The sequence below is a fragment of the Candidatus Neomarinimicrobiota bacterium genome, from assembly GCA_036476315.1.
Lineage (GTDB): Bacteria > Fidelibacterota > Marinisomatia > Marinisomatales > S15-B10 > JAZGBI01.
Window position 1 is genome coordinate 1 of record JAZGBI010000090.1, and the last position, 24473, is coordinate 24473.

Below are 24473 nucleotides of genomic sequence, written 5' to 3' on the forward strand. Positions count from 1 at the left end.
ATGACGCCTTCGTCAAAAAGAATCTCACCGTGGGGAATGGCCTTTGAGGAGACGGGATAGATGGCGACGTTCGTTAACAGAACGGGATGTTTTTGAGCTGGAGCAGGAATTTGATCCGATGCAAAAAGGGAGGAGAAAACATACAGGAAACTTGTGCAGAGCCACTTTTTCATTTGATAATCCTTGATCTCATTCTTGTGGGTATGCCACAACACCTTCCAGACAGCCGAAGGGGTGGATGGGAGGACTGTGCGATGATTCGGTGTTCATCTCTTCTCCCCCAGATTCCTCTTCATAGGAGAGGATTTTCTGAATCAGCCGGCTCCGTTCGGCGTTCACCTCCCTGCGTTCCTGCTGATCGCGTACCAGGTCGAAGTACTTCATTCCGTCAATCCACGTCTGTTCGCAGACAGTGTAAGTGGACAAGGGGTTGCCGCTCCAGACCACAAAATCGCCGTCCTTTCCCTCCTCGAGGGAACCAACCCGCTCATCAATTCCGAGTTGAATCGCGGGATTGAGGGTGACAAACTTCAGAGCCTCTTCTTCGGATAGTCCCCCGTATTTGACGGCCTTTGCCGCTTCCGTGTTCAGCCGGCGTGCAAGTTCACTGCTGTCGGAATTATAAGACGTTACCACTCCAACATCATGCATAAGGGAACCGTTGTATGGTATGGCATCAACAACTTCGTATTTGTACGCCCACCAGTCGGTGAACGTGGATGCGCCGGCTCCCATCTTTGAAATTGCCTCCGCAATTTTGTACCCCTCCAGAACATGCTGGAACGTGGCGATCCGAAAACCGAAATCTTCTGCAACCCTGATAAGCATCAGGATTTCGTCCTGGCGGTAAGAGTGGCAATGGATCAGTCGGTTGCCTTCCAGTATTTCCACGAGAGCTTCAAGTTCCAGGTCCCGCCTCGGAGGGATTTTCTTAAGAGCCTGGGCTTTTCTTCCTCCGTGTTCTTCCCATCTTCGCTGATAATCACGGGTGGCGGTGAACGCATCCCGTATGATCTGCTCCACGCCCATCCGTGTCTGGGGGTAGCGAGTTGTGAATTTATCTCCCCAATTGCTCTGTTTTACGTTTTCACCCAGAGCAAACTTGATCCCTCCAGGTGCCTCTTTGAACAGGAGGTCTTCCGGAGGCGAACCCCATCGCAGCTTTATTACGCCATTCTGTCCTCCGATGGGGTTGGCCGAGCCGTGCAGAATGTTCGCCACGGTGAGGCCGCCCGCCAGTTCGCGATAAATATTGATGTCATCGCTGTCAATAACGTCCTCAATCCGGACTTCAGCGGTTACCGCCTGGGTGCCTTCGTTTATGGAAGATGCCGCACTGTGACTGTGAGCATCGATGAGTCCGGGGGTGAGGTGCTTTCCCCTGGCATTAATGATGACTGCTGCAGGGATGGTCTCGGATATCTTCAGGTTTTTCCCGATTTTCCAAATCTTGCCCTTCTTCAGCAGAAGATCACTTTCCGTCATGACGCCTTGAGGGCCACATGTCCAAATGGTGGCGTTCTTTACCAGAACGAGTGGCGGTTGTTCCGGGAGAGCATCGAAGCCAAACGCACCTTCGGGAAATCGGGGACTTAAATCGCTGGGCTGTTCCGGTTCAGGCGGCTTCTTTTCTTCCTCGGATTCTTCGTGAGGAGAAACCCGCTGCGCAAACCACTGGATAACCTTTCCCGCCGGCGTTCGACCTTGCCCTTCTGCATATACTCCTTTCACGTTGCCGGAAAAACGGACAATGCCCGGCAGATGAAAGCTGTCTCCATCGATTTGAAACGACACCGCATTGCCGGTTTCTACGGTCATCAGTTTCAAAGGTATCTCCACTGTATCGGCCAGGAGCTTTCCGGTGGGTTTTAACTTTTTGCCATGAACATCGATGGTGTCTATTCGCACGGTTTTCTCAAACTCCCACCGGAAGATCCATTTTCCCCGGATATCTTCCTCAGGCATCCTGACCAAAGGATATCGTTTCCCCTGAATCCAGACTTCTACCAGATCGGTCGCACCGTCAAAATAGTCACCGTCTGTCACCACAAGATTTGCGATCTTTCCTTTCGCGATGGTTCCAAGAACATCTTCCAGGCCAAGTTGTCTGGCGGGAATTGTAGTGAGGGCCGCGAGTGCATCGTCTTTCGGAAATCCCCTTTCTACCGACCGCAGCACGTTTTTCCTGAATACTGACCGTTTTTCAAGGTCAGACGACGTCAGGGCGAAGCGGATGCCGGCGTCTGTCATCCGCTGTGGGTTGTCCGGTGCCTGATCCCAGTGACGAAGCTGGGCATTTGAGTACTGCAGTGCCGACTCCCATGTTTCCACATTGGGCTTACCGGGAAAGTTGAGGGGAAGAACCACAAACGTTCCAAGATCCGCAATCTCGCCTGGTCGACGGTATTCATAGCCGTTTCCCTTGAGCCAGAGGGAAAGCTGGAATTCTTTGGCAATCTTTCCTGCTCTCAACGCCCCCAGCTCGTCATCCACCTTGAAACAGAATATCCCGTCATTCTCCAGGTGCGATGCGAGCGCATCAAGAGCACGGTCCGTTTCCGGTATTTCATTATCGTTGGGAAATCGATGGTACGTTTTCCATGCATCTGAGTACCAAAGAGCGTCGATGAATGTCTGGCGCATGAGCGCGACGCATCCGAGAAGTGAGTTCGGGTAGTCCCTTTCACCCCATCCTCCAAATTCAAAGCCAAGATTCAGCACAGGTCCCTTTTCATCAATCACGGCTTTGGGTGACCAATCACCCAAGTGGACCACGGCAGATCTTCCCCGGAAAATGCCTGAGCCGGGTACAATTTGAGCTGCGGTAAATCCCAGTTCCCTCAGTTCCTTCAGTTCTTTCTCATCAGGCTCATACCCTTCGAGGACAGAGTATTCCGGTTTCACCTTTGGATTCCACGATTCAGTGACCGTCTCCTCTTCTTTTTCCTTTCTTGGTTTCCCTGCATTCGCCGGGATTTCGCTTCGCTCAACTTCGCTCTTTCTTACCAGGTAGCTTTCGATGAAGCCGGGGTAGACGGTCTTTCCGGTAAGATCAATTTCAAAAGCGTCCTCGGGCACGTTTGCCACGTTTCCCGTGGACTCAATGAGTCCATCACGAATGACAATCTCACCTCTCGGAATCATCTGCCCCGGTTCGGAAATGATCGTTGCCCCCTTTAGAAAGTAAACTCTCGGGGTCCTGTCGTGAAGACCCTCTGTGGGCGCAACCTGAGCAAGTCCCAAGTTGCCCACGATAATGCAGAAGCCGGTAAGAATTGACAATTGTCTATTGACTGTTTTCGATTGACTATTTTCCATAAACGACATTCGATTTGTGACTCTCAATTGATGCCTCTAGCAGTCTTTCTCGATGCAAAAAATATGGCTGTTAATTCTTCCGCTTCATTCAACAAAGAAAGTACCCTATCTCTACGCAACAGCTTTTCATCTATTATGAATTCAAGCCAAAACCATGATTCAAATTGTCAATAGTCAATGGTCAATAGTCAATCTCTAGAAGTTCTTGCCATCAAGATGGGTCTTGGTGAGTTTATGTGTGAGAAATCCGAAAGCATCATCTACGGACTCAGAGAAGTGGAAAAGATCCAGATCATCGGGTGAAACGGTACCCGAATTCACGAGCTGATCGAGATCTATGATTTTGTCCCAGTACTTCTTTCCGTAAATGACCACCGGTAGCTTCTTTCTGATCTTTCCCGTCTGAATCAGCGTTAACAGTTCCATCAGTTCATCCAGCGTACCGAAGCCGCCGGGGAATATGATCATCGCTTTTGCCAGATAAAGAAACCAGTATTTTCTCATGAAAAAATAGTGGAATTCGAGGTCGAGCTCTCTTGTGGTATAGGGGTTTCCCCGTGGTTCCCTTGGGAGAGATATGTTAAGTCCAATGGCATATCCATTGGCCTCATTTGCTCCCCGGCAGGCGGCTTCCATAATGCCTCCTCCGCCGCCGGAGGTCACAATGAAGCGATGTTTTGAATTCTTCAACCCTTTCGACCATTTCGTGAGGCGGAACGCCAGATCCCGTGCCGCCTGGTAGTACGGGACCAGGGAAAGGAGGCCGCCATCCTCTGCGGGGTTTTCTTTCTTCATGGAATCCGCCTTTTCCGGAGAGGGTATCCTGGCGGAACCGAAGAACACGATCGTATCCTTTATTCTCATTTTCCTGAAAAGGCGCATGGGACCAAAGTACTCCGCCAGCAGACGTGCGGGACGGGCTTCCGGGCTGTTGAGAAAATCGAGGTCTTCGTAGAATTTTTCTCGCTGTCTCTTGTTGTCACTCATGGTCGCAGCGACGTATTGGTTCCAGCCTGTGGCATCGATAAGGGGAGAGGACATTACCAACGGCAATTCGGAAAGACAAGGGAAAGTAACCTAACCTGAATGGTTCGTCACCTCCAAGGGAGTCCCTGTGACCCGTGGGGTCTCCTACGGAGGGAGAAGAGCGCCAAGTGTGACAAAAGGTATAAGGCATAGGTGATAAAAGGTTGACACGTCAACACACGAACAGATGCTCCGAAGGATTTCCTTTGGGAAACAGTCCAACACTCAGCCTAAAGTCATTAGAGTGTCTTCGCGAACTTGCCCGCCCGCCTGCCCTCCCTTCAGTCGGGAGCGGGCAGGCCTTCCCCCTGATCCCGCCCAGGTGCGATAAGGCCGTTTCCTTGTCTGTGGGTTTGCGACTGGTCCTGTCACCGTCACGTCTCCGCCTCCTGACGGGAATTCCGGCGGGACGCTTTTAAGGCCGATTTTTTCCTTTTTGGTGCCGAATTCATCGGCACCATCGGTGGCCCTAAAATAATTTGGGCAATAAGGGGAGGCCAAGTCCGTGGAGTAGAATCAATTGCTGTTTGAACCTGCAGAATGCGGGAGAGTTTAATTGATTCCCACGGGCGCAGGCAGCCCCGCCCAGATTATTTTCCGGCCAGAGGCCTTTTGGCACTTTTCTGCCTGAGAAAAGTGCGAAAGAAACCACTGTCTAGATAATCCCGCGATGAGACCGTGGTTGACAATCGCCACAAGATTATCCACGCTTCCAACCTAACCTGAATGGTTAAGCGCGAAGAACACCACGAATCATGAACATTCTAACACTCTTGGCATGGCATATCTTGCGTGCGTTTTTCGGAATCATGCAGGTGTCTTCGCGATGATGAATATGTTAACGTCTGCCAAATCCACCCCCACCGGGGGTCTTGATGATAATCCGGTCATTTTTCCCAACCACGAACTCTGCTTTCCCGCCCAACAGTCTCCTTGAACCGTCTGCCTTCAGAAGGATATTCTTTCCTTTGACACCAGGTTTTCCGCCCTTCATGCCGTAGGGTGGATATTTTCTCCTTTCCGAGAGAATGGAGACAGTTCTGGGTTCCAAAAATCGAAATTCCCGGATGGTCCCGTCTCCTCCTCGGTATGCCCCTTTTCCTCCCGAACCGCGGCGAAGAGAGAAACGTTCAAGCCGAATCTCGGGATACCGTTGTTCTAAAACCTCCGGATCGGTAATTCTCGTATTGGTCATATGGATTTGAACTGCGGAGGCCCCCGGGAAGCCGTCACCAGCGCCCGATCCGCCGGCAATCGTCTCATAGTACTGTTTCCCTGATCCATCCGGGCGCCCAAAAAGGAAGTTGTTCATGGTTCCCTGGGATGCCGCCACCACGCCCAAAGCCCCGAGAAGAACGTCCACAATCCTCTGCGACGTTTCAACATTCCCTCCCACGACCGCTGCTTCAGGAGAGGGGTCGAGCAGCGACCCTTTGCGTACGTGGATTTCCATGGGCAACAGGCATCCGGAGTTCAAAGGGATATCTTCATCGATGAGCGCGCGGAGAACGTAAAGGACGGCCGCCGTGGTGACCGAAACGGGGGCGTTCAGGTTGCTTGCCAGCTGGTCCTCTGTGCCCGAAAAATCGATCAAGGCCCTGTGGCTGTGAGGCGGATCGTCTCCCCGCTCGATGATGAGTTTGACAGCGATTCTTGCCCCCTCGTCCAGGAAATCTTCGAAACGCGATTCGAACCGGTGCGTGTCGGTCAGGAATTTTCCCAGGGCTTCCCGCATAGCCTCTGCGGCGTTCTCCCGCACATGGTTCATGTACGCATGGACTGTATCCAAACTGTATTTTTCCACGAGCCTCTTCAGTTCCCTGATTCCCGCATTCACGGCTGCGATCTGGGCTTTCAGGTCAGAAATACGTTCCTCGATATTCCGGGCGGGGTGGGAGCCGGAGAGGAGAAGCTCTCTGATCTCTTTTTCTCTGAATCTTCCTCCGTGCACAAGGAGAAAATTGTCGATGACCACACCTTCTTCTTTGATTTTCGTCGCGAAAGGAGGCATCGATCCGGGGGTGATGCCTCCGATGTCGGCGTGGTGCCCACGGGCTGCCGTAAAAAAGGTTGGACGCGAGGAAAGAAACACGGGGGCGACGACCGTAATATCAGGAAGATGGGTGCCCCCGCGATGGGGATTGTTCATCACGTAGACGTCGCCGGGCTTCATCTTTCCCATGTTTGTCCCGATTATGGACGTCACCGATTCTCCCATGGCTCCAAGATGAACGGGAATGTGCGGTGCGTTAGCAACCAGATTTCCCTCCCGGTCAAAAATCGCACAGGAGAAATCGAGCCGCTCCTTAATGTTTGTGGAATGAGCCGCATTCTTGAGAGTGTATCCCATCTGCTCGGCCACGCTCATAAAAAGATGATTGAACACTTCCAGCATCACAGGATCGCGCTTCGCACTTACGGTTTCCACCTGGATCTGCCTCGGTTTTACCACGATGTGACCGTAGTCGTTGATTGCCGCGAAGAATCCTGGCTCCACAACGACAGTAGAGTAATCCTCGGCGATAATGGCAGGTCCCTCTATCTGTTGTCCGGACGAACATTCTTCCCGCCTGTAAACAGGCGTAGCCGTGGCCTTTTTCTCAAAATGGACATCCACGAATTCAACCGGCATTGCTTGGTCACTTCTATCTTTTATCTTTTGTCTTTTATCTTTGAATATGTCTCCTTTCCCCGCCGCTTCCACCCAGATGTTCACAAGTTCCAGGGGTGCACCGGACGGCTTGAATCCGAAATGCTCGCGATAGGCTTTCAAGAATTTGCGCTCAATAGTGGCCTGGGAGGTGTCCCGGAGAGAACCGGCAAAGGGAATGGAGAGATACGTGTCCGTTCCCAGGGGTCGAATATCCAGAAAGCGGCGGGTCTCTACCATGTTTTCGGTTGTGCCTCGGCCGACAAGTTCTTCGATCAAAGGTTTTTCCAAATGTTCGAATTGATCTTCAATGGACTGCATAAGGGCACGGTCCAATGTCTTCACGATGGATTGTATGGCATATCGAAGATGATTCGCCCGGGCAATTCCGTAAGCAGAAAGTAGTCCCACGAGGGGATGAATGACGATTTCCTGAACGCCGAGTATTCGGGCTATGGCGCACATGTGTTGAGGAGCGGCGCCACCTAAACAGATGAGGCCGTGCCGGCGAACGTCGTATCCTCTGGAAATAGAGATCTCTCTGACGGCTTTTGCCATCGTTTCGTTGGCAACTTTGACAAACCCGAGGGCCACTTCGATGGGGGTGAGTTTGGTGTTGAGTCTTTCGCTGATGGATGCGGTGAGCTCGCCGAACTTCTTCTGCGTGGCAGTTCCATCAAGGGGCTTATCCTGCCCGGTTCCAAACGTAGCGGGAAAATAATCGGGCAGGATTCTTCCAAGCAGCAGGTTGGCGTCCGTCACGGTCAGGGGACCGCCACGCCCGTAGCAGGCGGGACCGGGATCGGCTCCGGCAGATTCCGGTCCCACTCTGAACCTCTGACCGTCGAACCACAAAATGGATCCTCCTCCGGCGGCCACCGTATTCACTTTGAGGCTGGGTGCTTGAAACCGGATTCCCCCGGTCTGAACCTCAAATGTCTTCTCGAACGTACCGTCCCACCTGGATACGTCTGTAGAGGTGCCTCCCATGTCGAATCCGATGCACTCCTTTATGCCGTTCAATTTTGCCACTATGGCAGATCCGATGACGCCTCCCGCCGGCCCTGAAATGATGGCATCCTTCCCCATAAAAGAGTCTGCATCGGTCATGCCACCTGAACTCTGCATGAATTCCAACGGGATCTTTCCGGTATGTTTTCTCACGGATTCAATGTAGTCCCAGAGAACGGGACTCAGATAAGCATCCACCACACTCGTCTGTCCCCTCCCCACAATTTTGATCAGTGGCATGATTTCATGTGACGCCGAGACCTGTTTAAATCCCAGTTTGCGGGCCAGGTCTGCAACCTTCCTTTCGTGACTGTTATTCTTCCAGGCATGCATGAGGACTATGGCTACGGACGATATTCCCATTCTCTGAATCCGAAGCAGATCCTCCTCGACAATCTCTAAATCAATCTTTTTCCTGATCTTCCCGGAATGGTCAATCCGTTCGTCTACTTCTTTGACACAGCGATAGAGTTGTGCTGGTTTTTTTATGGCAAGCTTGAAAATCTCAGGACGGCTCTGGTAGCCGATCTCAAGAAGGTCACGGAATCCTTTCGTGATGAGAAGAGCCACCAAGGTTCCCTCTCGTTCCAGCAAGGCGTTCGTTGCCACGGTTGTTCCCATGCGAATTCCGGTAATGAGGTTTTCAGGCAACGGATCGCCTTCGCTCACTCCTAGAGTCCGCCTTATCCCTTCTATGGCAGCATCAGGATAATTTGGTGATTGGGAGAGAAGTTTGGCGGTATGAACGTTCCTGTCAGGATCGACGCCGATAACATCGGTAAACGTACCACCCCTGTCAACGGAAAAAAGCCACTTTCCTCTAATGCCCGGGACCTTCATGGAAGATGGTTACGGGTCAAGACGGTTCTTGACAGTGAGTGGCAGCGGAGTTATGCCACTATCTTCTTTATGGATGTCGAAGAAAAGGATAATATGCGAGATGGAATACGACGTGCATGAAGAGTACAAAGATCAACAGATACCTGGGCCACGTGTTCAAATCCGAACAGGATAAAGGGAGCTACCATGGTTCGAGCTTTCCGTGGGAGATGAGCAGAGCTCCAGAAGGAAAGTTAACGGATTCCCGTCAACTTATCAACACATGGGAGGTAGCTCGGTCGACGCTCACTTCAGGCATAGGCCCTATCTTCGTACGCGGTGTTGAGAACAATCACATTGTCCCTCAGATCAACACGGATTTCTTTCTCATGGGGAAACTGGAGAGTGTATTTTGCCAATTCGGCAAGGATTTTCCCCTTGATTATTCTCTTAATAGGGCGGGCGCCGTATTGGGGATCGTAGCCGTTTTTTGCCAGGTAGTTTTTCACATCATCTGAGACGGTCATTCGGATGTTTTGCTCAGCCAGCGTCTCCACAACCTCATTGAGTCTTAGATCAACAATTCTCCTGATCGTCTTCACATCCAGATCGTGAAAAGTGATGATTTCGTCAATCCGATTAATGAATTCGGGCCGCATTGAGGAGACAATTCTTTCGTGAGGCAGATTGGAGGTCATGATAATGATGGCGTTTTTGAAATTGACTGTTCTTCCTTTGGCGTCTGTCAGCCGGCCGTCATCGAGGACCTGGAGAAGAATATTTAGAACATTGGGATGTGCTTTTTCAATCTCATCGAAGAGTATGACAGAATAGGGTCTCCGACGAATTTTCTCCGTCAGCTGTCCTCCTTCATCGTGACCCACATAACCGGGAGGACTGCCTATGAGCTTCGCAACGGAATGCTGCTCCATGAATTCGCTCATATCGATCCGGACAAGAGCTTGTTCATCGTCAAAAAGTACCTCTGCCAGTGTTTTCGCAAGTTCTGTTTTTCCCACGCCGGTACTTCCCGTGAAAAGAAAAGATCCTATGGGCCGGTCCTGATCAATGACACCCGTTTTTGACATACGGATCACGTCTGCAACCCTGCCCAGTGCTTCCTCCTGTCCCAGCACCCGCCCTCTCAGGCTCCCTTCCAGGTGAAGCACTATTTCTTTTTCACTGGAGAGCATTTTTGTCACCGGGATCCCCGTCCATTGGGAGACAATCCCCGCGATGTCCTCCGTGTCAACTTCAAGTCTCAAGAATCTGTTGTTTGCCAGTTCTCTGTCGACATCTTCAAGTTCCTTTTCCAATAGAGGGAGGTCGTTGTACTTGACTTTCGCCGCCGTTTGATACTCCCCGTCGCGCTGAGCCTGCTCGGCTTGAATGTTGAGCATGTCCATTTTTTCCTTGATCTGTTGGGCATGAGCCACCTTCTGTCTTTCGCCCTCCCATCGGTCATTGAGTTCCTTCAACTCTGAATTCAGGGCATCTATCTCTTTCTTAACCTCCTGCAAACGTTCCTTCGAGCGGCTGTCCTTTTCCTTCTTGAGAGCCTCCCGTTCCACTTCCAACTGCAGAAGTTTTCGATTCGCATCATCGACGGCAGCGGGAGCTGAATTCATCTCCATGCGGATTTTTGCAGCCGCCTCATCCACCAGGTCGACCGCCTTGTCCGGTAGAAAGCGGTCGGAAATGTAGCGCTGTGACAAAAGGGCGGCGGAAATAAGTGCAGCATTCTTGATACGGAGACCGTGATGGAGTTCATACCTGTCCTTGATCCCCCGCAGAATGGTAATGGTGTCTTGAACACTGGGTTCCGCAATGTAGACCTGCTGGAATCGACGTTCCAGGGCTGCGTCCTTCTCCACGTATTTCTGATATTCCTTCAGGGTAGTAGCGCCGACGACTTTCAAACGGCCCCTGGCAAGCTCCGGTTTGATCATGTTGGACACGTCCATCTGCCCTTCCATTGCTCCGGCCCCTACAATCGTATGAAGTTCGTCGATGAATACAATGATTTCGCCATCTGTTTCAATAATCTGCTTCATAAAGTTCTTGAACCGTTCTTCAAACTGTCCCCTGAACATGGCCCCAGCCACCATGGCGCTCAGATCGAGAGCGACGATTCGCTTTCCTTTGAGATTCTCAGGGACATCCCCCTCTACAATTCGTTTGGCCAGTCCCTCCACTACGGTGGTTTTTCCGGTTCCGGGTTCTCCAATCAGGACGGGATTGTTCTTCTTCCGCCTTGACAGTATCTGGACAATTCTCCGAATCTCATCCTCGCGACCGATAACGGGATCAATCTTCCCTTCATGAGAGAGTTGGGTGAGATCGACGCTGTATTTTTCGATGGCATTGACGCCCTCTTCGGGATTGAATTGCTTCGCCTGTTCGTTCATGTTAACACCTCTTGCATTCTTCATTCTACCCAGTGCATTTCTTGTGCCATGAGGAGTTCTGTGTCAAAAAGGTCGAGAACAGTTGACGTTCTGGCATTAGGACGTGACAATCTTGCCAGGAAGAACAATTCCCCTCAAACCGCTTTTGTGCGGTAAATTCCGTATCGCAGCGAATCTGCGGACATATCGCTATTTGAGGGCAGTAAGAGCCGGGTCACCACTTTGTTTGATTTGATCTCGTAGGACTCTGAATTCCCAGGTGCATACTCTCGGAGTTGACGGACGGTTGGGAACGAAGGAGAACCGTACGGTTCTGTACGAATGACATCCTATCAGAAAGAAGCCCAGTCAAGAAGTCAAGGGAAACCGTTCTTACCATGTTAAGCATAAGCCGAGGCATGACTCGTTTAAGAAACTATCTCATTTTCATTTTCGTTTTCACCGGATCCCTCCTTGGGGCCGATAAAGATTCGGAGACGGTTTCCTGGGGTGTATTGGTCATGACGTTACTGGGCGGCCTGGCCCTGTTCCTTTACGGCATACGGAAAATGAGTGTCGGCATGAAAAAGGCGGCGGGCAGCCGAATGAGCGGCATTCTTTTCCTTCTCACAAACAACCGGTTCGTGGGCCTTTTTGTCGGTGCATTCGTTACCATGGTCATCCAGAGCAGCAGTGCCACAACCGTTATGCTCGTGAGTTTCGTTCAGGCAGGACTCATGTCCTTTGTCCAGTCTCTGGGAGTGATTCTTGGAGCCGATATCGGAACAACCATAACGGCTCAGCTCATTGCATTCAGGCTGACCGACTATTCCCTGCTGATCATTGCGGTTGGCTTCGGTCTAACCTTCTTTTCCAGAAGAGAATTATATCAATACCTGGGGGAAGCCCTCCTCGGATTCGGCATTCTCTTTTTCGGAATGAAATTGATGTCGGAAGCGATGGACCCGTTGAGAACCTATCAACCATTTATCGATGTCCTGAAGGGACTGGAAAATCCCATTCTGGGAATGTCTGTGGGAACGGTTTTCACGGCCTTGATCCAGAGCAGCAGCGCATTTACCGGCATTCTCATCGTGCTGGGGCAACAGAACTTCTTGACTCTTGAGGCAGCCATTCCTCTTCTGTTCGGTGCCAACATCGGTACCTGTGTAACCGCAGGATTGGCAAGCGTAGGCGCTACTCGAGAGGCCAAAAGGGTGGCTCTGGCTCATGTCCTTTTCAAGATAGGGGGTGTGGCGTTGTTCGTTTTCTGGATCCCTCTCTTCGCTGATCTTGTGCGGACTATTTCTCCCACGGCTCAGAGTATGGACGTGGCGGCACTTTCTTTTGCCACCCCGAGACAGATTGCGAATGCCCACACCGTCTTTAACGTCAGCCTGGCTATGGCTTTTCTTCCCTTCACCGCCATTTTTGCGCGGTACGCCCGTAGGATTCTACCGGAAGAGGAGAGAATCGAGACAGGGACGGTGGAAAGGAAACTGGACGAGAGCAGCATTTCCACTCCGGCTCTCGCAATCGATGTGGCCAGATCGGAAATTTCCCGTATGGCCGGAATCCTCGGAAACATGCTGCAGGCAATCATCCATCCATTTCTCGAGGAGGAACCTTCACAGGATGTGGATCATCCTCATCTCTCCCTCGTGGAAGGGATAAAGATGAATGAGAAGGAGATTGATGTTCTCGATGAAAGGGTATCCCACTACCTGATTCGGATCAGCAGGGAAGAGCTGGACGGTGTTCAGGCCAAGAAAGTGTTCGCCATGATGTCCATCGTCAAGGACATGGAAAGTATAGGGGACGTCATCGACAAGAATATCCTCCCACTCATCGCCAAGAAGCAATCGCTTGGAGCAGCATTCTCACGGGAGGGGACGACAGAGATACTTGCCTATCACACAAAGGTCTGCAAGCAGATCAGTCGGTTGAAAGAGGCATTCGCAACATTGGACCCGGAGAAAGCGGCCAAGGTGCTCACCAAGGAAGAGAAGTATGTCGAATTGGAGTCAGAATACCGTCTCAAACACCTGGAGAGAGTTCAACAAGAGAAGGAGGAATCGGTAGCCACTCATGAAATCCACATGGAGCTGCTGGATCTGTTGAAGCAGATCAATGTCTACACGGCCAGTATTGGGAAGACGATACTCGAAATGACGATCCCATCGATGGACAAATGATTCTACACGACTTGTTGGCGAAAAACTCGCGTGACAATTTGACGAGGGTCGAACATCATTGGAAAGCACGCGATGAGGAGTCTTGAGAAGCTCATACGTGAAAATGAACGGGTTTTTGCAGAGCATTTCGGCGGCAATCCCGCTTGCACATCGACAGCGCCGGGGCGAATCAATATTATCGGAGAACACACAGACTACACAATGGGACTGGCCATGCCGGCGGCGATAGACCGGTGGATACTCGTTTCAATCGCTCCCAGACGGGATCGTATCTGCCGGATTGTGAGCAGGGATTTCCACTCTGAGATGACGTTTGAACTGGGAGGGGAGTTCATTCCATCAGAAAACTGGCAAGCCTACGTTTTTGGGGCCGCATCCGTTGCCCATGATCTTTCTGAGCTTCCGACAGGATTTCAGGGAGTGATTTCGGGAAACATCCCTGTCGGATCAGGTTTATCGTCCTCAGGCGCGTTGGAAGTGGCTTTGATGAATGGTATTCGTTCCGTTTTCAGCCTCGATTTCGACGATTTGACCCTCATTCGGCTGTGCCAGAGAGTTGAGCACGAATTCATCGATGTTCAAAGCGGTCTGCTCGATCAGTTTGCATCGCAATTTTCCCGAGACGACGAGCTTGTGGTCATAGATTTTGACACACTGACGTTCGAACATTTTGAAGCGGACATGGGGGAATACAGGTGGATTGTGCTGGACACGGGAGTCAAAAGGGAAATTGCTCAGACAGAATACATGGAACGGGTCAGAGAATGTGAACGGGGCTTGTCGGAACTTCAGGAATCCGGTTTTCCGTTGTCCGGATTTCGCGATATTACCGGAGATCATTTGAGCTATCTGACGGGGAAGACTCAAAAGCGGATTCGCCACTTCTTGAACGAAAACTCAAGGGTATTGAAAGTAAGGCAGCTCATTCTTGAAAAAGATTTCGGCGGAGTTGGTGCTCTACTCGCGGAATCCCACCGGAGTCTCAGGGAGGACTATGAAGTCTCCTGCGACGAACTCGATTTCCTTGTTGAAAAAGCGTTGGATCATTCAGACTGCGCCGGGGGAAGAATGATGGGAGGCGGTTTCGGAGGATGCACCTTGAACTTGGTTCGGAATTCCGCAATTGGGCAATTCATGGAGAATTTGAAGGAGCAGTTTTATGTCCGGTTTTCTCAAGAGCCGAAATCCTACGTGTTCAATCTCGTGAGCGGTGCCAGGGTGTGGTGGAACTCACAGGCAGACGAGAGACATTAATAATCAGAGCAAAATAATAAGGGACACTTATTATGAATCTTGACGAGAAGTTTTCCAACAACTGGAGACCCTATGTTTACCAGAGTCTTTACGCGGCAGTTTCGATATTCATCATAATCCTGGTACTTCAGATGCAGCACGCCGTGGTTATTGCTTCTATCGGGGCGACGGCCTTCATCGTCTTTTCAATGCCAAATGACATTGCTGCTACCCCCCGGAGAGTCATCGGTGGTCATTTCCTGGGTCTTGTTTCAGGGGCTGTCTTTTCCATGCTGACCTTTGGTCCACTGTTCTTCTCAGCGCTTGTATACTCTCTGGCTGTGGGGATAGCGCTATTTGCCATGGTTTTGACTGACACCGAACATCCCCCTGCAGCGGGTACGGCTTTGGGAGTTGCACTTACTGGCTTTTCTATTCGAATGGCAGTGGCAGTTATGGCGAGCGTCATTATTCTTTCGCTCATACATCGTTTCGCCAGGCCCCACATAAAGGATTTGGTATAGCGCTGTAGCAGGTCCGGGCAAAAGCCTTGGTTTGCTTGTGGTGCGTGCATAATATTAACTGTTCATTGACAGGTCGGTTTCGAGAGGGAAATCCGTGAAAATCGGGTACAGCCCCGCTACTGTGATCGCCTGGGAGCTTCCTCCGTTCAATACGGAGCCATTGCCCCGGAAGATTTAACCTGCCTCCTGGCAGACGGGATGAGAAGGTGAAAGACCTCCCGTGAGGCGTAAGTCAGGAAACCTGCGAAACCGCAATTCTCGCCAAGACTTTCGAGGGAGAAGGAGAGAATCATGAAAACCTACCCAAACATTTTCCTCTTAATTCTGTTCGTTCTATGGTTTCCTGCCAGGGCCGTTCACGCCTCTGATTTCTTCATTGTGGGTCAAGTGACGGATCCCGATGGCAGTCCCATACCGTACGTGGAAGTATATTCCCCCGATCACGAGTTTGGAACCACGACAGACAGGGACGGTCGATTCATGCTGGAATACGAAGATGATGAAAGCGTACTCGTCATTCAGCACTCCGCTTTTGAATCCGAGAGAATAGTGGTCAAAAGCTACCACGAGCGACCGCTGGAAATCATTCTTGAACCCAAAACCTACCACTTCGATCCGGTCATTGTGGAAGGGAATTTGTACGCCAGGGAGAATCTCAAGCTTCCGGTCAGTCACAGGTCGGTTCAGATCGACAAGTCCCCTAACTGGGGAAACAGCGTAGCCGAGAGGCTGGATCGCATGGGCGTCCAGATAAGGGACTACGGAGGATCGGCGGGACTGAAAACGGCGGGTTCCGCGACGGGTTATGCCGAACACATACTGGTGATGGTGGACAACGTTCCCCTGAATTCCCCGCAAAACGGCGTTGTCGATCTCAGTTTTCTTCCAGCTGACCTATTCTCGCAAGGGGAATTCTACTTGGGTCACGGTTCATCTCTCTATGGTTCAAACGCTATGGGGGGAGTCCTCAATCTGATGACTGAGCGTCACGAACCGTCATACGTTCGAGTCAGATCAGGGCGGTTTGGGGAAAGAGGAGTCACCGGAAAGGTCCTGACCAGGATTGGTGCCGGCCGGATGTCCCTCTATGGAAATAAATACGAAAATGCAGGGGATTTCCGAGAAAATAACGACTTTGCCCAGGAAGCCTTTGGAGGCAGAGTTTTCTATCCCGTGGCCCGCCTGTGGAATGCTTCTTTGTTCGCGCTGACGAGCGCCATCAATCGGGGAATAGCCGGTTCAATTACCTTTCCATCGCCGGACGCACGCAAAGACAACATCGACAATATCTACATCGCGTCGGTACGGGGACTTTCTCCACTGGGACAATCTGAAGTCACTCTCGGAGCTACAGAATCTCGCGAACACTTCACGGATCCCGGCATATTCGTTGATTCCAAACACCTGGTCAACACCCAGAGGTTACGGGTCATTCAACGGTTCCCTGAAACAGGATCCATCCAGAATACAGTCATCCTGGAAGCGGTAAAGGACAAGGTGGATAGCGATGACGCAGGTAAACATGAGAAATTCACAGGCGCACTGGGATTTCTCGGGCAACTTCGCTGGCGCCATTCCTTGCACCTTTATCCAAGCGTTCGTGCAGACTGGAATCAGGGTGAATCAAATCCTGTAACTACGGGCAGCCTGGCACTGCACTGGTCTCCAAACTCCCCATTTATCAACTCCGTATCAATAAACGGAGGAACCAGTTATCGAAAGCCCACTTTCAATGATCTGTATTGGGAGGATCCGTGGGGGTACTCCTCAGGGAATACGGAGCTGAAACCCGAGAGGGGGAGGTCAGCGGAAATTGCCGCTGACTTCAAACTGGGGCTCTCAAATCTTCTGAGGGTGAAAATAAGGGGATACCATTTCTTCAACGAAAACTTGATCCAGTGGATACCGGACGAGAATTGGGTATACACTCCCCAAAACCTCTCTAAGGCCGAGTCCTTTGGTGGTTCAGCAACCCTCAACATCCGTCCCAAAGGCGTCCCGGTCACAGTTGAACTGGGAATGGAATGGAATAGGAGTCGGGTTCTTTCGAAGGGGGGGGATCATAATAAACGTCTGTTATACGTTCCCCCTATATTCCGATGGGGAGAGATTTCTTGGGAGATCAAGCCATTCTCAGTGAATCTAAGCTATCGCTACCTTGGACGGCGCCGATTCAGCTACCGTGAGGGTGGTTTTCTGGATTCCTATCAGCGGATTGACGCCGCTTTCAGAATCCGGGGACCGCAGCTCCTTGGGGTTCAGACGGTCGTGGACTTGGGTATGCGAAATATAGAAAACCGGGAGAACCAACAGTCTGTTTACGATTACCCCGAGCCAGGGCGCGCGACGTATGTCCGGCTATCTCTTGAGTTCAAGTGAAAGGCGCAGTTCCTCCTGGTCCGACCCGGAAATTCATCCAAATGATATGACACCGGAACAATCTCGCGTCATGGGGTTATTAGTAAGGTATTGAAGAAACTGAATGTGAAAGGGTAAATTGGAAACCGGGGTTCAACACGATCCGGAAGGTCAACGCTTCTTCTTGAAGCTGGGATCAGAGGAAGCATACTTATCGTACACCAGGAAGGACACTGTTCTCGATTTCTTGTACGTTTATACACCAGTGGCTTACAGAGGCCAAGGCGCTGCGGGAAGGATACTCATCACCGCGTTCGAATATGCCAGGGAGAACGGCTGCCAGGTGATACCTACCTGTCCCTTCATAAAGCACGAATTCTTACCCAGGTTCAGTAAGTACCAGGATCTGGTTCAGTTGAATCAGATCGATTCTCAGACGTAACCGGGTGAGTCATTTAACCGATTGCTGCCAATAGTAGGGGAGCATAAAGCGTTAGGAATGAGTACAATGAAGGGAAAAGCCATCTCAGGTTTCCTGTATATTTTTCTATATCTGGCCATGATTTTTTTTGCTGGTCCTGTATCTTCTCAGAAAGTTGACGACAATCCACTTCTTGATGAAAGAGTCAGAGAATTCCTTGAAAGTCACAGAGATACCTGGAGAGATTTGAATGTTCCGGAATCTGACGGAAAAGTATTGTACGATCTTATCGTTAAGAATAATTATCAAAAGGCTCTTGAGATAGGCACTTCCACGGGACATTCAGCGATATGGATCGCCTGGGCCCTCAGTAAAACAGGCGGCAAGCTTATCACGATTGAGATAGATAAGAATCGTTACAGAAAGGCGTTGAGGAATTTCGAACAGGCTGGGCTTTCTGACTACATCGATGCAAGGCTTGCCGATGCTCACATACTCGTGCCCGAACTCGAAGGTCCTTTCGACTTCGTTTTCAGCGATGCAGATAAGGACTGGTATAAAAACTACTTAGTTGCACTATTGCCAAAACTTGAGGAGGGTGGCTGTTTCACCGCTCACAATGTATTGAATTCGAGGTGGAGCGGTATCAGGGAATTCCTCGATTATCTGAAGAGCTTGCCCAATTTGGAGACGACGATTATTGACTCGAGTCAAGCAGGAGTTTCAGTGAGTTATAAGAGAGCAGGAAAGTAATGATTACGATTCTTCAGCGATTAATTCGGGCAGTGAATCGACTGACTCTTCGTACAATGATAGTCTCTGCAGTCATTGTCCTTATTTTTCCATATTAACAGCGCAAACAGCTTATGGTAGTCGTCAACAAAAGGCACGTTTTCTTTGCCAGTGAATCTCCGCTTTCTGCTTGGTAACCGCCCCAACTTAACCATTGGTAAAACCTTTGGGGTGCAGGTCAGCTCTTCAGGAAACAGAACACAAACGGACTGCCGCCGGCGAGCGGAATCTACGTCTGTCGAATGCCGGCGTCTGATGTCAGCAGAGAAAGAGTGATATTCCGGAAGACCCGAAAGCCCGTCCTCATGAGATAGCGTGTGGACTTTCCCCGTCGTCATTTTGGTTGAATCTTATGGCCCCTGGGGGCTAAACTGACAGCCTGGAGAGAAGATGCTTAAGATTCCAGTCTGGATCACATCCACGACACTGCTCTTATCTACCGCCGGTGCCCTAACCATACCGCGGGGCCAGGAAGATCTGAGCGTTGACAACGTGGAAGCAACGGATCTAAAGGGAAAGGCCTTTCGGGGAACGGCTTTACGGGGCAAGGTTGTGCTGGCAGACTTTTGGGCGAGCTGGTGTACCCCCTGCGTCAAGGCGTTTCCCGTTCTCAAACAGGTCAATGCTGACTATAAGGACCAGGGGTTTCAAGTCCTGGGGATCGCCGTCTACTCGGGAACCATCGAAGATGTGGAAAAAGTGGTGGACAAACATGGCCTCGACTACACGGTCGTGATAGGGGATGAAGATCTTATTGAGACGTTCGGAGTCATTGGCGTTCCCACCTACTTCCTGTTTGGCCGGGACGGACACCTGGCAAGAAAATATGTGGGGCAGTCCAAAGACTTCCACGAGCGGGTCCAGGCCCACATTCGTGAACTACTTGAAAAGTAAGGAGCCGAAGATGAGTATCATGGGATTTTTCTTATTAGGCATGACGGTGTCACTGTCGCCGGGTCCTTCCCAGGATGTGGATTTCAAGGACTTACCGGAGGACGGGAAACGGATTGTCACATACCTGAAAAGTGATTGGAAAAAGAGATTTCGATCCACCACCATTGCCTTGGCCATGGAGAACCTCGGGATTCAGTCAGATGATGAACTGAGAATTAAAGTGGGTCAATACTTCAGGGATCATCCCGGCCTGATAAAGAATCTACGGTTCTGGGGGGCGAACAACTACATCCTGACGGATGAGGAAAAGTTGATCGCCAAGTTCTTGATCAATACCTATGAGTTCGAAGAACAAATTCCGGGCTTGAATGAAGCTGCCAGGGCTTTGGCAACGAGCGAAGAGAGGCTGAAAGGCCGTCTCGATTTCATGAGCAAGGCGGGACTCTTACAGGTATCCGGAGACGAAAAGCTGGGCTACCGCTTAGCCGAGGGCTTCCATCGGTGGGGAGGTCCTCTGCGGCATAATTTTCACACTGTTTATCTGGAGGGTGAAAAACCCTTCGGTGTATGGTGAGCAATCGATTTTCTCCTGCTGGTCAGCAGGGAGGGTTATGGTGGGAAAACGATAAGAATTGAAGATTCCTGTGCCCATTGTCATTTAAAGATTGCCCTTGAGGTTGAGGGGGGAAAGATCACTTCCCTTGACCCGGAAACCGTATGGATCCAGGAAGGGGGCGGGTGAACGGTGGATAATCTCTTCTGGTCAGAAGACCACGTAAACCAGTGGCTGAACGAGTATCCCGACTACAGGGACATTCAACAGGTTCCCATCCGGGATTTCTGGGAGGACCTGAAGGAATGATGAATCTTGTGTACAGAAACGTCATAATGTGAATACCAAGGCCGTATTGGGTACGATAGACTCCGAGAACCTGACCTGCACCCCAAAAAGTTGTACCAATGTTAGGATTAGGCAGCTCACTTCCTCCGCCTAATTCATACAGAAACCAAGAAATCCCCAATTTCTCACCATTTTCTTGTCACTCCCATCTTCTACCAATCTGGCAGAGAAACCATGAATCTCGACCATTCTGGTGGATGATTGGGACCACTCCGGATGGCAGTTTGTCAGTAACACATGAGAATTGGCGCCTGACACCAAATTTCTGTCCGACTGTCTGGAGGAGAGCCTGCAACTTCCGGCTCGACGGGCCGGCGTTATTCAGACGGAAAAAGGACCCTCCGCACGTTTATGGCCCGTTTTCATAACAACTGATCCATCGGTTTTCTATGGCGACGGACTATGCAAGGCATCCTTCGGAAAAATCCATTGCCGGATTGAGATGTACGATGAGAAATAACGTCTTCACGAAACTCATATCCATAAAGCGTATCCATATTTGTGCTACTCAGCGGATTTCTTTCCCCTCCAACAGCCTTCACATTCCGGAAGGTTCTTATTGCCTCGTTAAGTTTTACTATGACAGATTTTCTTCATAAATTATTTTTTGGCATTCCTGTTACTACCAGAATTCTTCATGAAAAATGATCTTCGGAGCAAGTTCTTGAACCGGCCTCGCAACAGGAGGCTTTACCTGGCAATAGTAATTGTCAGTGGGAGCTTCGCCGGACTTCCTGGGCAGGGTTCCAGCGAGACACCCGTGAATTTCAAGATCGCATTCATTGGCGATCAGGGGTTGGGCAAAAATGCCGTAGCTGTTTTGAATCTTATTAACTCTGAAGGGGCTGACGCTGTCATCCATTTAGGCGATTTCGACTATAAAGATGACCCGGCCGGCTGGGATGCCCAGATTAACGCTATCCTGGGAGAAGACTTCCCGTATTTTGCCGTCGTGGGAAACCACGACAAGAAGAAATTTTACGGAGAGGGAGGCTACCAAGATTACCTGGGAGCTCGAATGAATCGATTGGACATCAGCTGGGACGGGGAGCTGGGAGTGAAATCCGCGTTTCGTTACCAGGGAGTTTTCTTTGTTCTTACTGCACCTGCGGTCCTTGGCTCGGGACATGGAGAGTATATACGAAATAAACTTGAGGAAGATAATTCGATCTGGAGTGTCAGTAGCTGGCATAAGAACATGCGACTAATGCAAGTCGGCGGGAAAACTGATGAGACGGGATGGGGAGTGTACGAGGAATCAAGAAAAGGCGGAGCCATTATAGCAACAGGTCATGAACATTCCTATAGTAGAACCCATCTGTTGAGCAGTTGTGAGAATCAGACGATTGCCAGTACTTCAGATACTCTTTTCATCACAGGAGACCTGCCTGATACGGAAGAAGACGAGGGCAAAACTTTTGTTTTTGTTTCAGGTCTGGGCGGCAAAAGCATTCGTGATCAAGAGCTTTCTGGCGAATGGTGGGCCAGTATCTACACGTCGGATCAAAGGGCCAACTGTGGGGCTCTTTTCGGAACGTTTAATTTTGAGGGTGCCCCCAACATGGCGACTTTCTATTTCAAAGATATCGAAGGCGTAATTGTCGACACCTTCGTGGTAGTCAGTTTGAAAATGCCAGAGCATTTGAACAAGCGACACTAATTCCATCCTAAATAAGAACACTACCTATCCTCGACGGTAAAGTGGGGTCTCGATGAGCGGGACGTCTTTCCGACGGAAAAGGTATCCCGGGCACATTTTCAGCACGTTTCGCGGAGGCCAAATCGTGACAGCGTTGTCGACTGTCCCGCCTGGTTTGGCCTGTCTGCGAATAGGACTTTGATACAACTTTTGGGAGCTCGTCGCCTGGCCCTGACTGGAAAGGTGGTCCAAATAAAGGGACTGGCCAAGGTCATCTCGAATGTTGCCCGATAGTCGTGGGTCTTTATTCGGAGAAGACCTGTAACGAGTTATGCCTGAATTGCCTGGGAACAAAAATACTGTTTAGCGGTTTGTGTATTTGAATGTATACTCAAATAACAAACAAATAAGTGTTGAAGTGAAAGGTGTAAGATCAAGATGACAGATATAAGAACAGGGGTCACCGAGAAAATGATCACCGATTTTCTGGGTGCATTTCCGAATGAGTTTCTCAGCCTGAATGACAAAGAACGCATGATCTCTGCCCAGATATACCGGCTTCTGACCGAAAGCAAGCCTGTCTCTATTGGGAAGGTTGCTGCTACCCTGGACATGCCGGATTCTGAGGTGGAGCCCGTTATTAAGTCGTGGCCGGGCGTGTTTTACGACAAGACGGGTTCGATTATCGGATATTGGGGATTAGCATTGTCTCAATTCGGCGACCACCGATTCAACGTGAATGGTCACACGTTGTATGCGTGGTGCGCATGGGACAGTCTCTTCATACCGCAAATCATCCAGCGGACAGCCGTGGTTACGTCTAAGGATGCGGCAACCGGACGTCCTATCCGCCTCACAGTGACACCGGAGAACGGCATTGCGGAAGTTGACCCGGAAAGCACCGTGATTTCGTTTATGATGCCGCCCAACGTTGAGGAAATACGCGCAGATGTAGTGACCAGTTTCTGCCACTACCTGCACTTTTTCAGTTCCTCAGACTCGGCTAGAGAGTGGATATCGAAGAGCGAGAAGAAAGACGAGATGTTGATCCTATCCCCTGAGGAAGCGAACGATATCGGATTACGGAAAAACCGACTCCAGTACCGGGAACTGCTAAAACCTCTTGAGGTTTAGCTTGATTTCACCAATTCGGCGTTGCCAAGGTACGTGCTTGGTAGGACATGGAAGCCACCGGGAAGCATGAGGCTGCAGCCTGATGGCGTGCTGGGTGGGACATCTCCTTGCTTACTTGGCCACACTGCACAATAAGCGAGACCGGACTGCTACAACGGGCGCGTAAATGAGTAGAATCTGTGGAGATAAGTCAGCAGTTCGCGTTTCAGAGCGGCTCTTTTCTGTCACTCTGAAGTTTAAATGGAATTCTTACTCTCCCCATCCTCCGAAATAGACGTGTCAATCTAAGTACTCCCTATCAAGTTGTAGAATTTTAGCTCTAATTCTGATTCTGTCAGAAAAACGCCTCTTGCCGCGCTTGTTGTCGAGACAACATCTTTCTGTTTTACTCCTCTCATTTGCATGCAGTAGTGCTCGCCTCTAATCAGGCAAATAGCGCCCTTGGTATGCATATGCTTTTCCATTAACTCAACAATCTCCTCGGTAAATGTTTCTTGTAATTCCGGTCTCTTTGCCAGCGATTCAATAATCCTCACCAGCTTACTGAGACCAATCCCACAATCAGTGGGAACATAGCCAACAGCAACTTCATATCTCACAGGCAAGAAGTGATGTGGACACATAGAAAACACAACAATGTTTTTCTCGAAAACTATGCCCTTATATTCAGTTGGAAAACATTTTGTGAAAAGTTCCTCTATGTCTTCCTTCGTATGAGCTAGTCCACCGAATATCTCCTTGTAACTCTGAGCAATTCTGGAAGGGGTGTCTGTGAAGTTGGGATCACTCATATCCAACCCAAGCCCTTGTTCAAGAATTGCCTCAAAATGCTCAGCAATGACGGCCGTATCAATTGTCCTGTTCTTCTTCATCTTATTTCCCCATCAAAGATTTCGAAAATCTTACATATCTGCAGGTTGGCAATCAACTCTTAATAACATTGTGATCTTTCCCCGGAAGCCGCGTAGTAGCTCTCCTTGGATTATTGGGAAAGTTTGGCATCCTTAATGCCCCGTGTCCATCAATGATTCTGAATGTCTTTCCGGGAAATAGCCTTCCACTACATCTTTATGATAATTCCTCCCTGGCCTCCCGATTGAATCCATGAGAAACCATGTAATCGTAGGATTCTCACCCCTTCCCTTCCTCTTTCATCCTTCACCGTATTTCC

General features: G+C 50.2%; 15 protein-coding genes and 1 riboswitch. Of the genes, 10 read left to right on the forward strand and 5 right to left on the reverse strand.

All coding sequences use genetic code 11. From position 1 onward, the window contains the following. Positions 1-189 precede the first annotated feature (189 nt). The 4 genes from V3U24_09025 to V3U24_09040 all read right to left on the reverse strand — a co-directional run bounded on the left by V3U24_09025 (position 190) and on the right by V3U24_09040 (position 11256). Positions 190-3318 (reverse strand): amidohydrolase family protein, encoded by a 3129-nt coding sequence (locus V3U24_09025; protein ID MEE9167581.1) that lies wholly within the window; start codon positions 3316-3318, stop codon positions 190-192. 195 nt (positions 3319-3513) lie between these two features. Next, entirely contained in the window at positions 3514-4359 is an 846-nt protein-coding gene (locus V3U24_09030; protein ID MEE9167582.1) for an LOG family protein, read from the reverse strand. A gap of 823 nt (positions 4360-5182) precedes the next feature. Beyond that, positions 5183-8845: a hydantoinase B/oxoprolinase family protein gene (locus V3U24_09035; protein ID MEE9167583.1), complete on the reverse strand. Its 3663-nt coding sequence runs from the start codon at positions 8843-8845 to the stop codon at positions 5183-5185. A gap of 290 nt (positions 8846-9135) precedes the next feature. Next, positions 9136-11256, reverse strand: a complete 2121-nt coding sequence (locus V3U24_09040; GenBank protein ID MEE9167584.1) for an AAA family ATPase — start codon at positions 11254-11256, stop codon at positions 9136-9138. A 374-nt stretch (positions 11257-11630) separates the two neighbouring features. On the opposite strand from V3U24_09040, the gene V3U24_09045 reads away from it, so the two are divergent. The 10 genes from V3U24_09045 to merB all read left to right on the forward strand — a co-directional run bounded on the left by V3U24_09045 (position 11631) and on the right by merB (position 23302). Further along, a complete protein-coding gene (locus V3U24_09045) occupies positions 11631-13406 on the forward strand; it encodes a Na/Pi cotransporter family protein (GenBank protein MEE9167585.1) in 1776 nt (591 codons plus the stop codon). A gap of 72 nt (positions 13407-13478) precedes the next feature. Further along, complete coding sequence (galK, locus tag V3U24_09050) at positions 13479-14660, forward strand: galactokinase (protein MEE9167586.1); 1182 nt, start codon at positions 13479-13481, stop codon at positions 14658-14660. 32 nt (positions 14661-14692) lie between these two features. Beyond that, complete coding sequence (locus tag V3U24_09055; protein MEE9167587.1) at positions 14693-15163, forward strand: HPP family protein; 471 nt, start codon at positions 14693-14695, stop codon at positions 15161-15163. Positions 15164-15208: 45 nt separating this feature from the next. Further along, positions 15209-15427: riboswitch (cobalamin riboswitch) on the forward strand. Positions 15428-15454: 27 nt separating this feature from the next. Beyond that, positions 15455-17542, forward strand: a complete 2088-nt coding sequence (locus V3U24_09060) for a TonB-dependent receptor (GenBank protein MEE9167588.1) — start codon at positions 15455-15457, stop codon at positions 17540-17542. A gap of 118 nt (positions 17543-17660) precedes the next feature. Beyond that, positions 17661-17963, forward strand: a complete 303-nt coding sequence (locus tag V3U24_09065) for a GNAT family N-acetyltransferase (GenBank protein ID MEE9167589.1) — start codon at positions 17661-17663, stop codon at positions 17961-17963. 66 nt (positions 17964-18029) lie between these two features. Beyond that, a complete protein-coding gene (locus V3U24_09070) occupies positions 18030-18695 on the forward strand; it encodes a class I SAM-dependent methyltransferase (GenBank protein ID MEE9167590.1) in 666 nt (221 codons plus the stop codon). A 429-nt stretch (positions 18696-19124) separates the two neighbouring features. Then, on the forward strand, positions 19125-19628 hold the full coding sequence (locus V3U24_09075) for a TlpA disulfide reductase family protein (protein MEE9167591.1): 504 nt from the start codon (positions 19125-19127) through the stop codon (positions 19626-19628). Between the two features lie 19 nt (positions 19629-19647). After that, on the forward strand, positions 19648-20202 hold the full coding sequence (locus tag V3U24_09080) for a hypothetical protein (protein ID MEE9167592.1): 555 nt from the start codon (positions 19648-19650) through the stop codon (positions 20200-20202). A 964-nt stretch (positions 20203-21166) separates the two neighbouring features. Further along, the gene (locus tag V3U24_09085; GenBank protein MEE9167593.1) at positions 21167-22189 is read left to right on the forward strand and encodes a metallophosphoesterase; all 1023 of its coding nucleotides are present in this window, start codon (positions 21167-21169) and stop codon (positions 22187-22189) included. Positions 22190-22606: 417 nt separating this feature from the next. After that, positions 22607-23302, forward strand: coding sequence for an organomercurial lyase (gene merB, locus V3U24_09090; GenBank protein MEE9167594.1), 696 nt, complete (start codon positions 22607-22609; stop codon positions 23300-23302). A gap of 284 nt (positions 23303-23586) precedes the next feature. Here merB and folE read toward each other — a convergent pair whose 3' ends face one another. After that, a complete protein-coding gene (gene folE, locus V3U24_09095) occupies positions 23587-24174 on the reverse strand; it encodes a GTP cyclohydrolase I FolE (GenBank protein MEE9167595.1) in 588 nt (195 codons plus the stop codon). Positions 24175-24473: the final 299 nt, after the last annotated feature.

Bases quoted from the DNA above. Each gene is read 5' to 3' on its own strand.
- V3U24_09025 (MEE9167581.1), bottom strand. From the start codon at position 3,318: ATGGAAAATAGTCAATCGAAAACAGTCAATAGACAATTGTCAATTCTT.
- V3U24_09030 (MEE9167582.1), bottom strand. From the start codon at position 4,359: ATGTCCTCTCCCCTTATCGATGCCACAGGCTGGAACCAATACGTCGCT.
- V3U24_09035 (MEE9167583.1), bottom strand. From the start codon at position 8,845: ATGAAGGTCCCGGGCATTAGAGGAAAGTGGCTTTTTTCCGTTGACAGG.
- V3U24_09040 (MEE9167584.1), bottom strand. From the start codon at position 11,256: ATGAAGAATGCAAGAGGTGTTAACATGAACGAACAGGCGAAGCAATTC.
- V3U24_09045 (MEE9167585.1), top strand. From the start codon at position 11,631: ATGACTCGTTTAAGAAACTATCTCATTTTCATTTTCGTTTTCACCGGA.
- galK (MEE9167586.1), top strand. From the start codon at position 13,479: ATGAGGAGTCTTGAGAAGCTCATACGTGAAAATGAACGGGTTTTTGCA.
- V3U24_09055 (MEE9167587.1), top strand. From the start codon at position 14,693: ATGAATCTTGACGAGAAGTTTTCCAACAACTGGAGACCCTATGTTTAC.
- V3U24_09060 (MEE9167588.1), top strand. From the start codon at position 15,455: ATGAAAACCTACCCAAACATTTTCCTCTTAATTCTGTTCGTTCTATGG.
- V3U24_09070 (MEE9167590.1), top strand. From the start codon at position 18,030: ATGAAGGGAAAAGCCATCTCAGGTTTCCTGTATATTTTTCTATATCTG.
- V3U24_09075 (MEE9167591.1), top strand. From the start codon at position 19,125: ATGCTTAAGATTCCAGTCTGGATCACATCCACGACACTGCTCTTATCT.
- V3U24_09080 (MEE9167592.1), top strand. From the start codon at position 19,648: ATGGGATTTTTCTTATTAGGCATGACGGTGTCACTGTCGCCGGGTCCT.
- V3U24_09085 (MEE9167593.1), top strand. From the start codon at position 21,167: ATGAAAAATGATCTTCGGAGCAAGTTCTTGAACCGGCCTCGCAACAGG.
- merB (MEE9167594.1), top strand. From the start codon at position 22,607: ATGACAGATATAAGAACAGGGGTCACCGAGAAAATGATCACCGATTTT.
- folE (MEE9167595.1), bottom strand. From the start codon at position 24,174: ATGAAGAAGAACAGGACAATTGATACGGCCGTCATTGCTGAGCATTTT.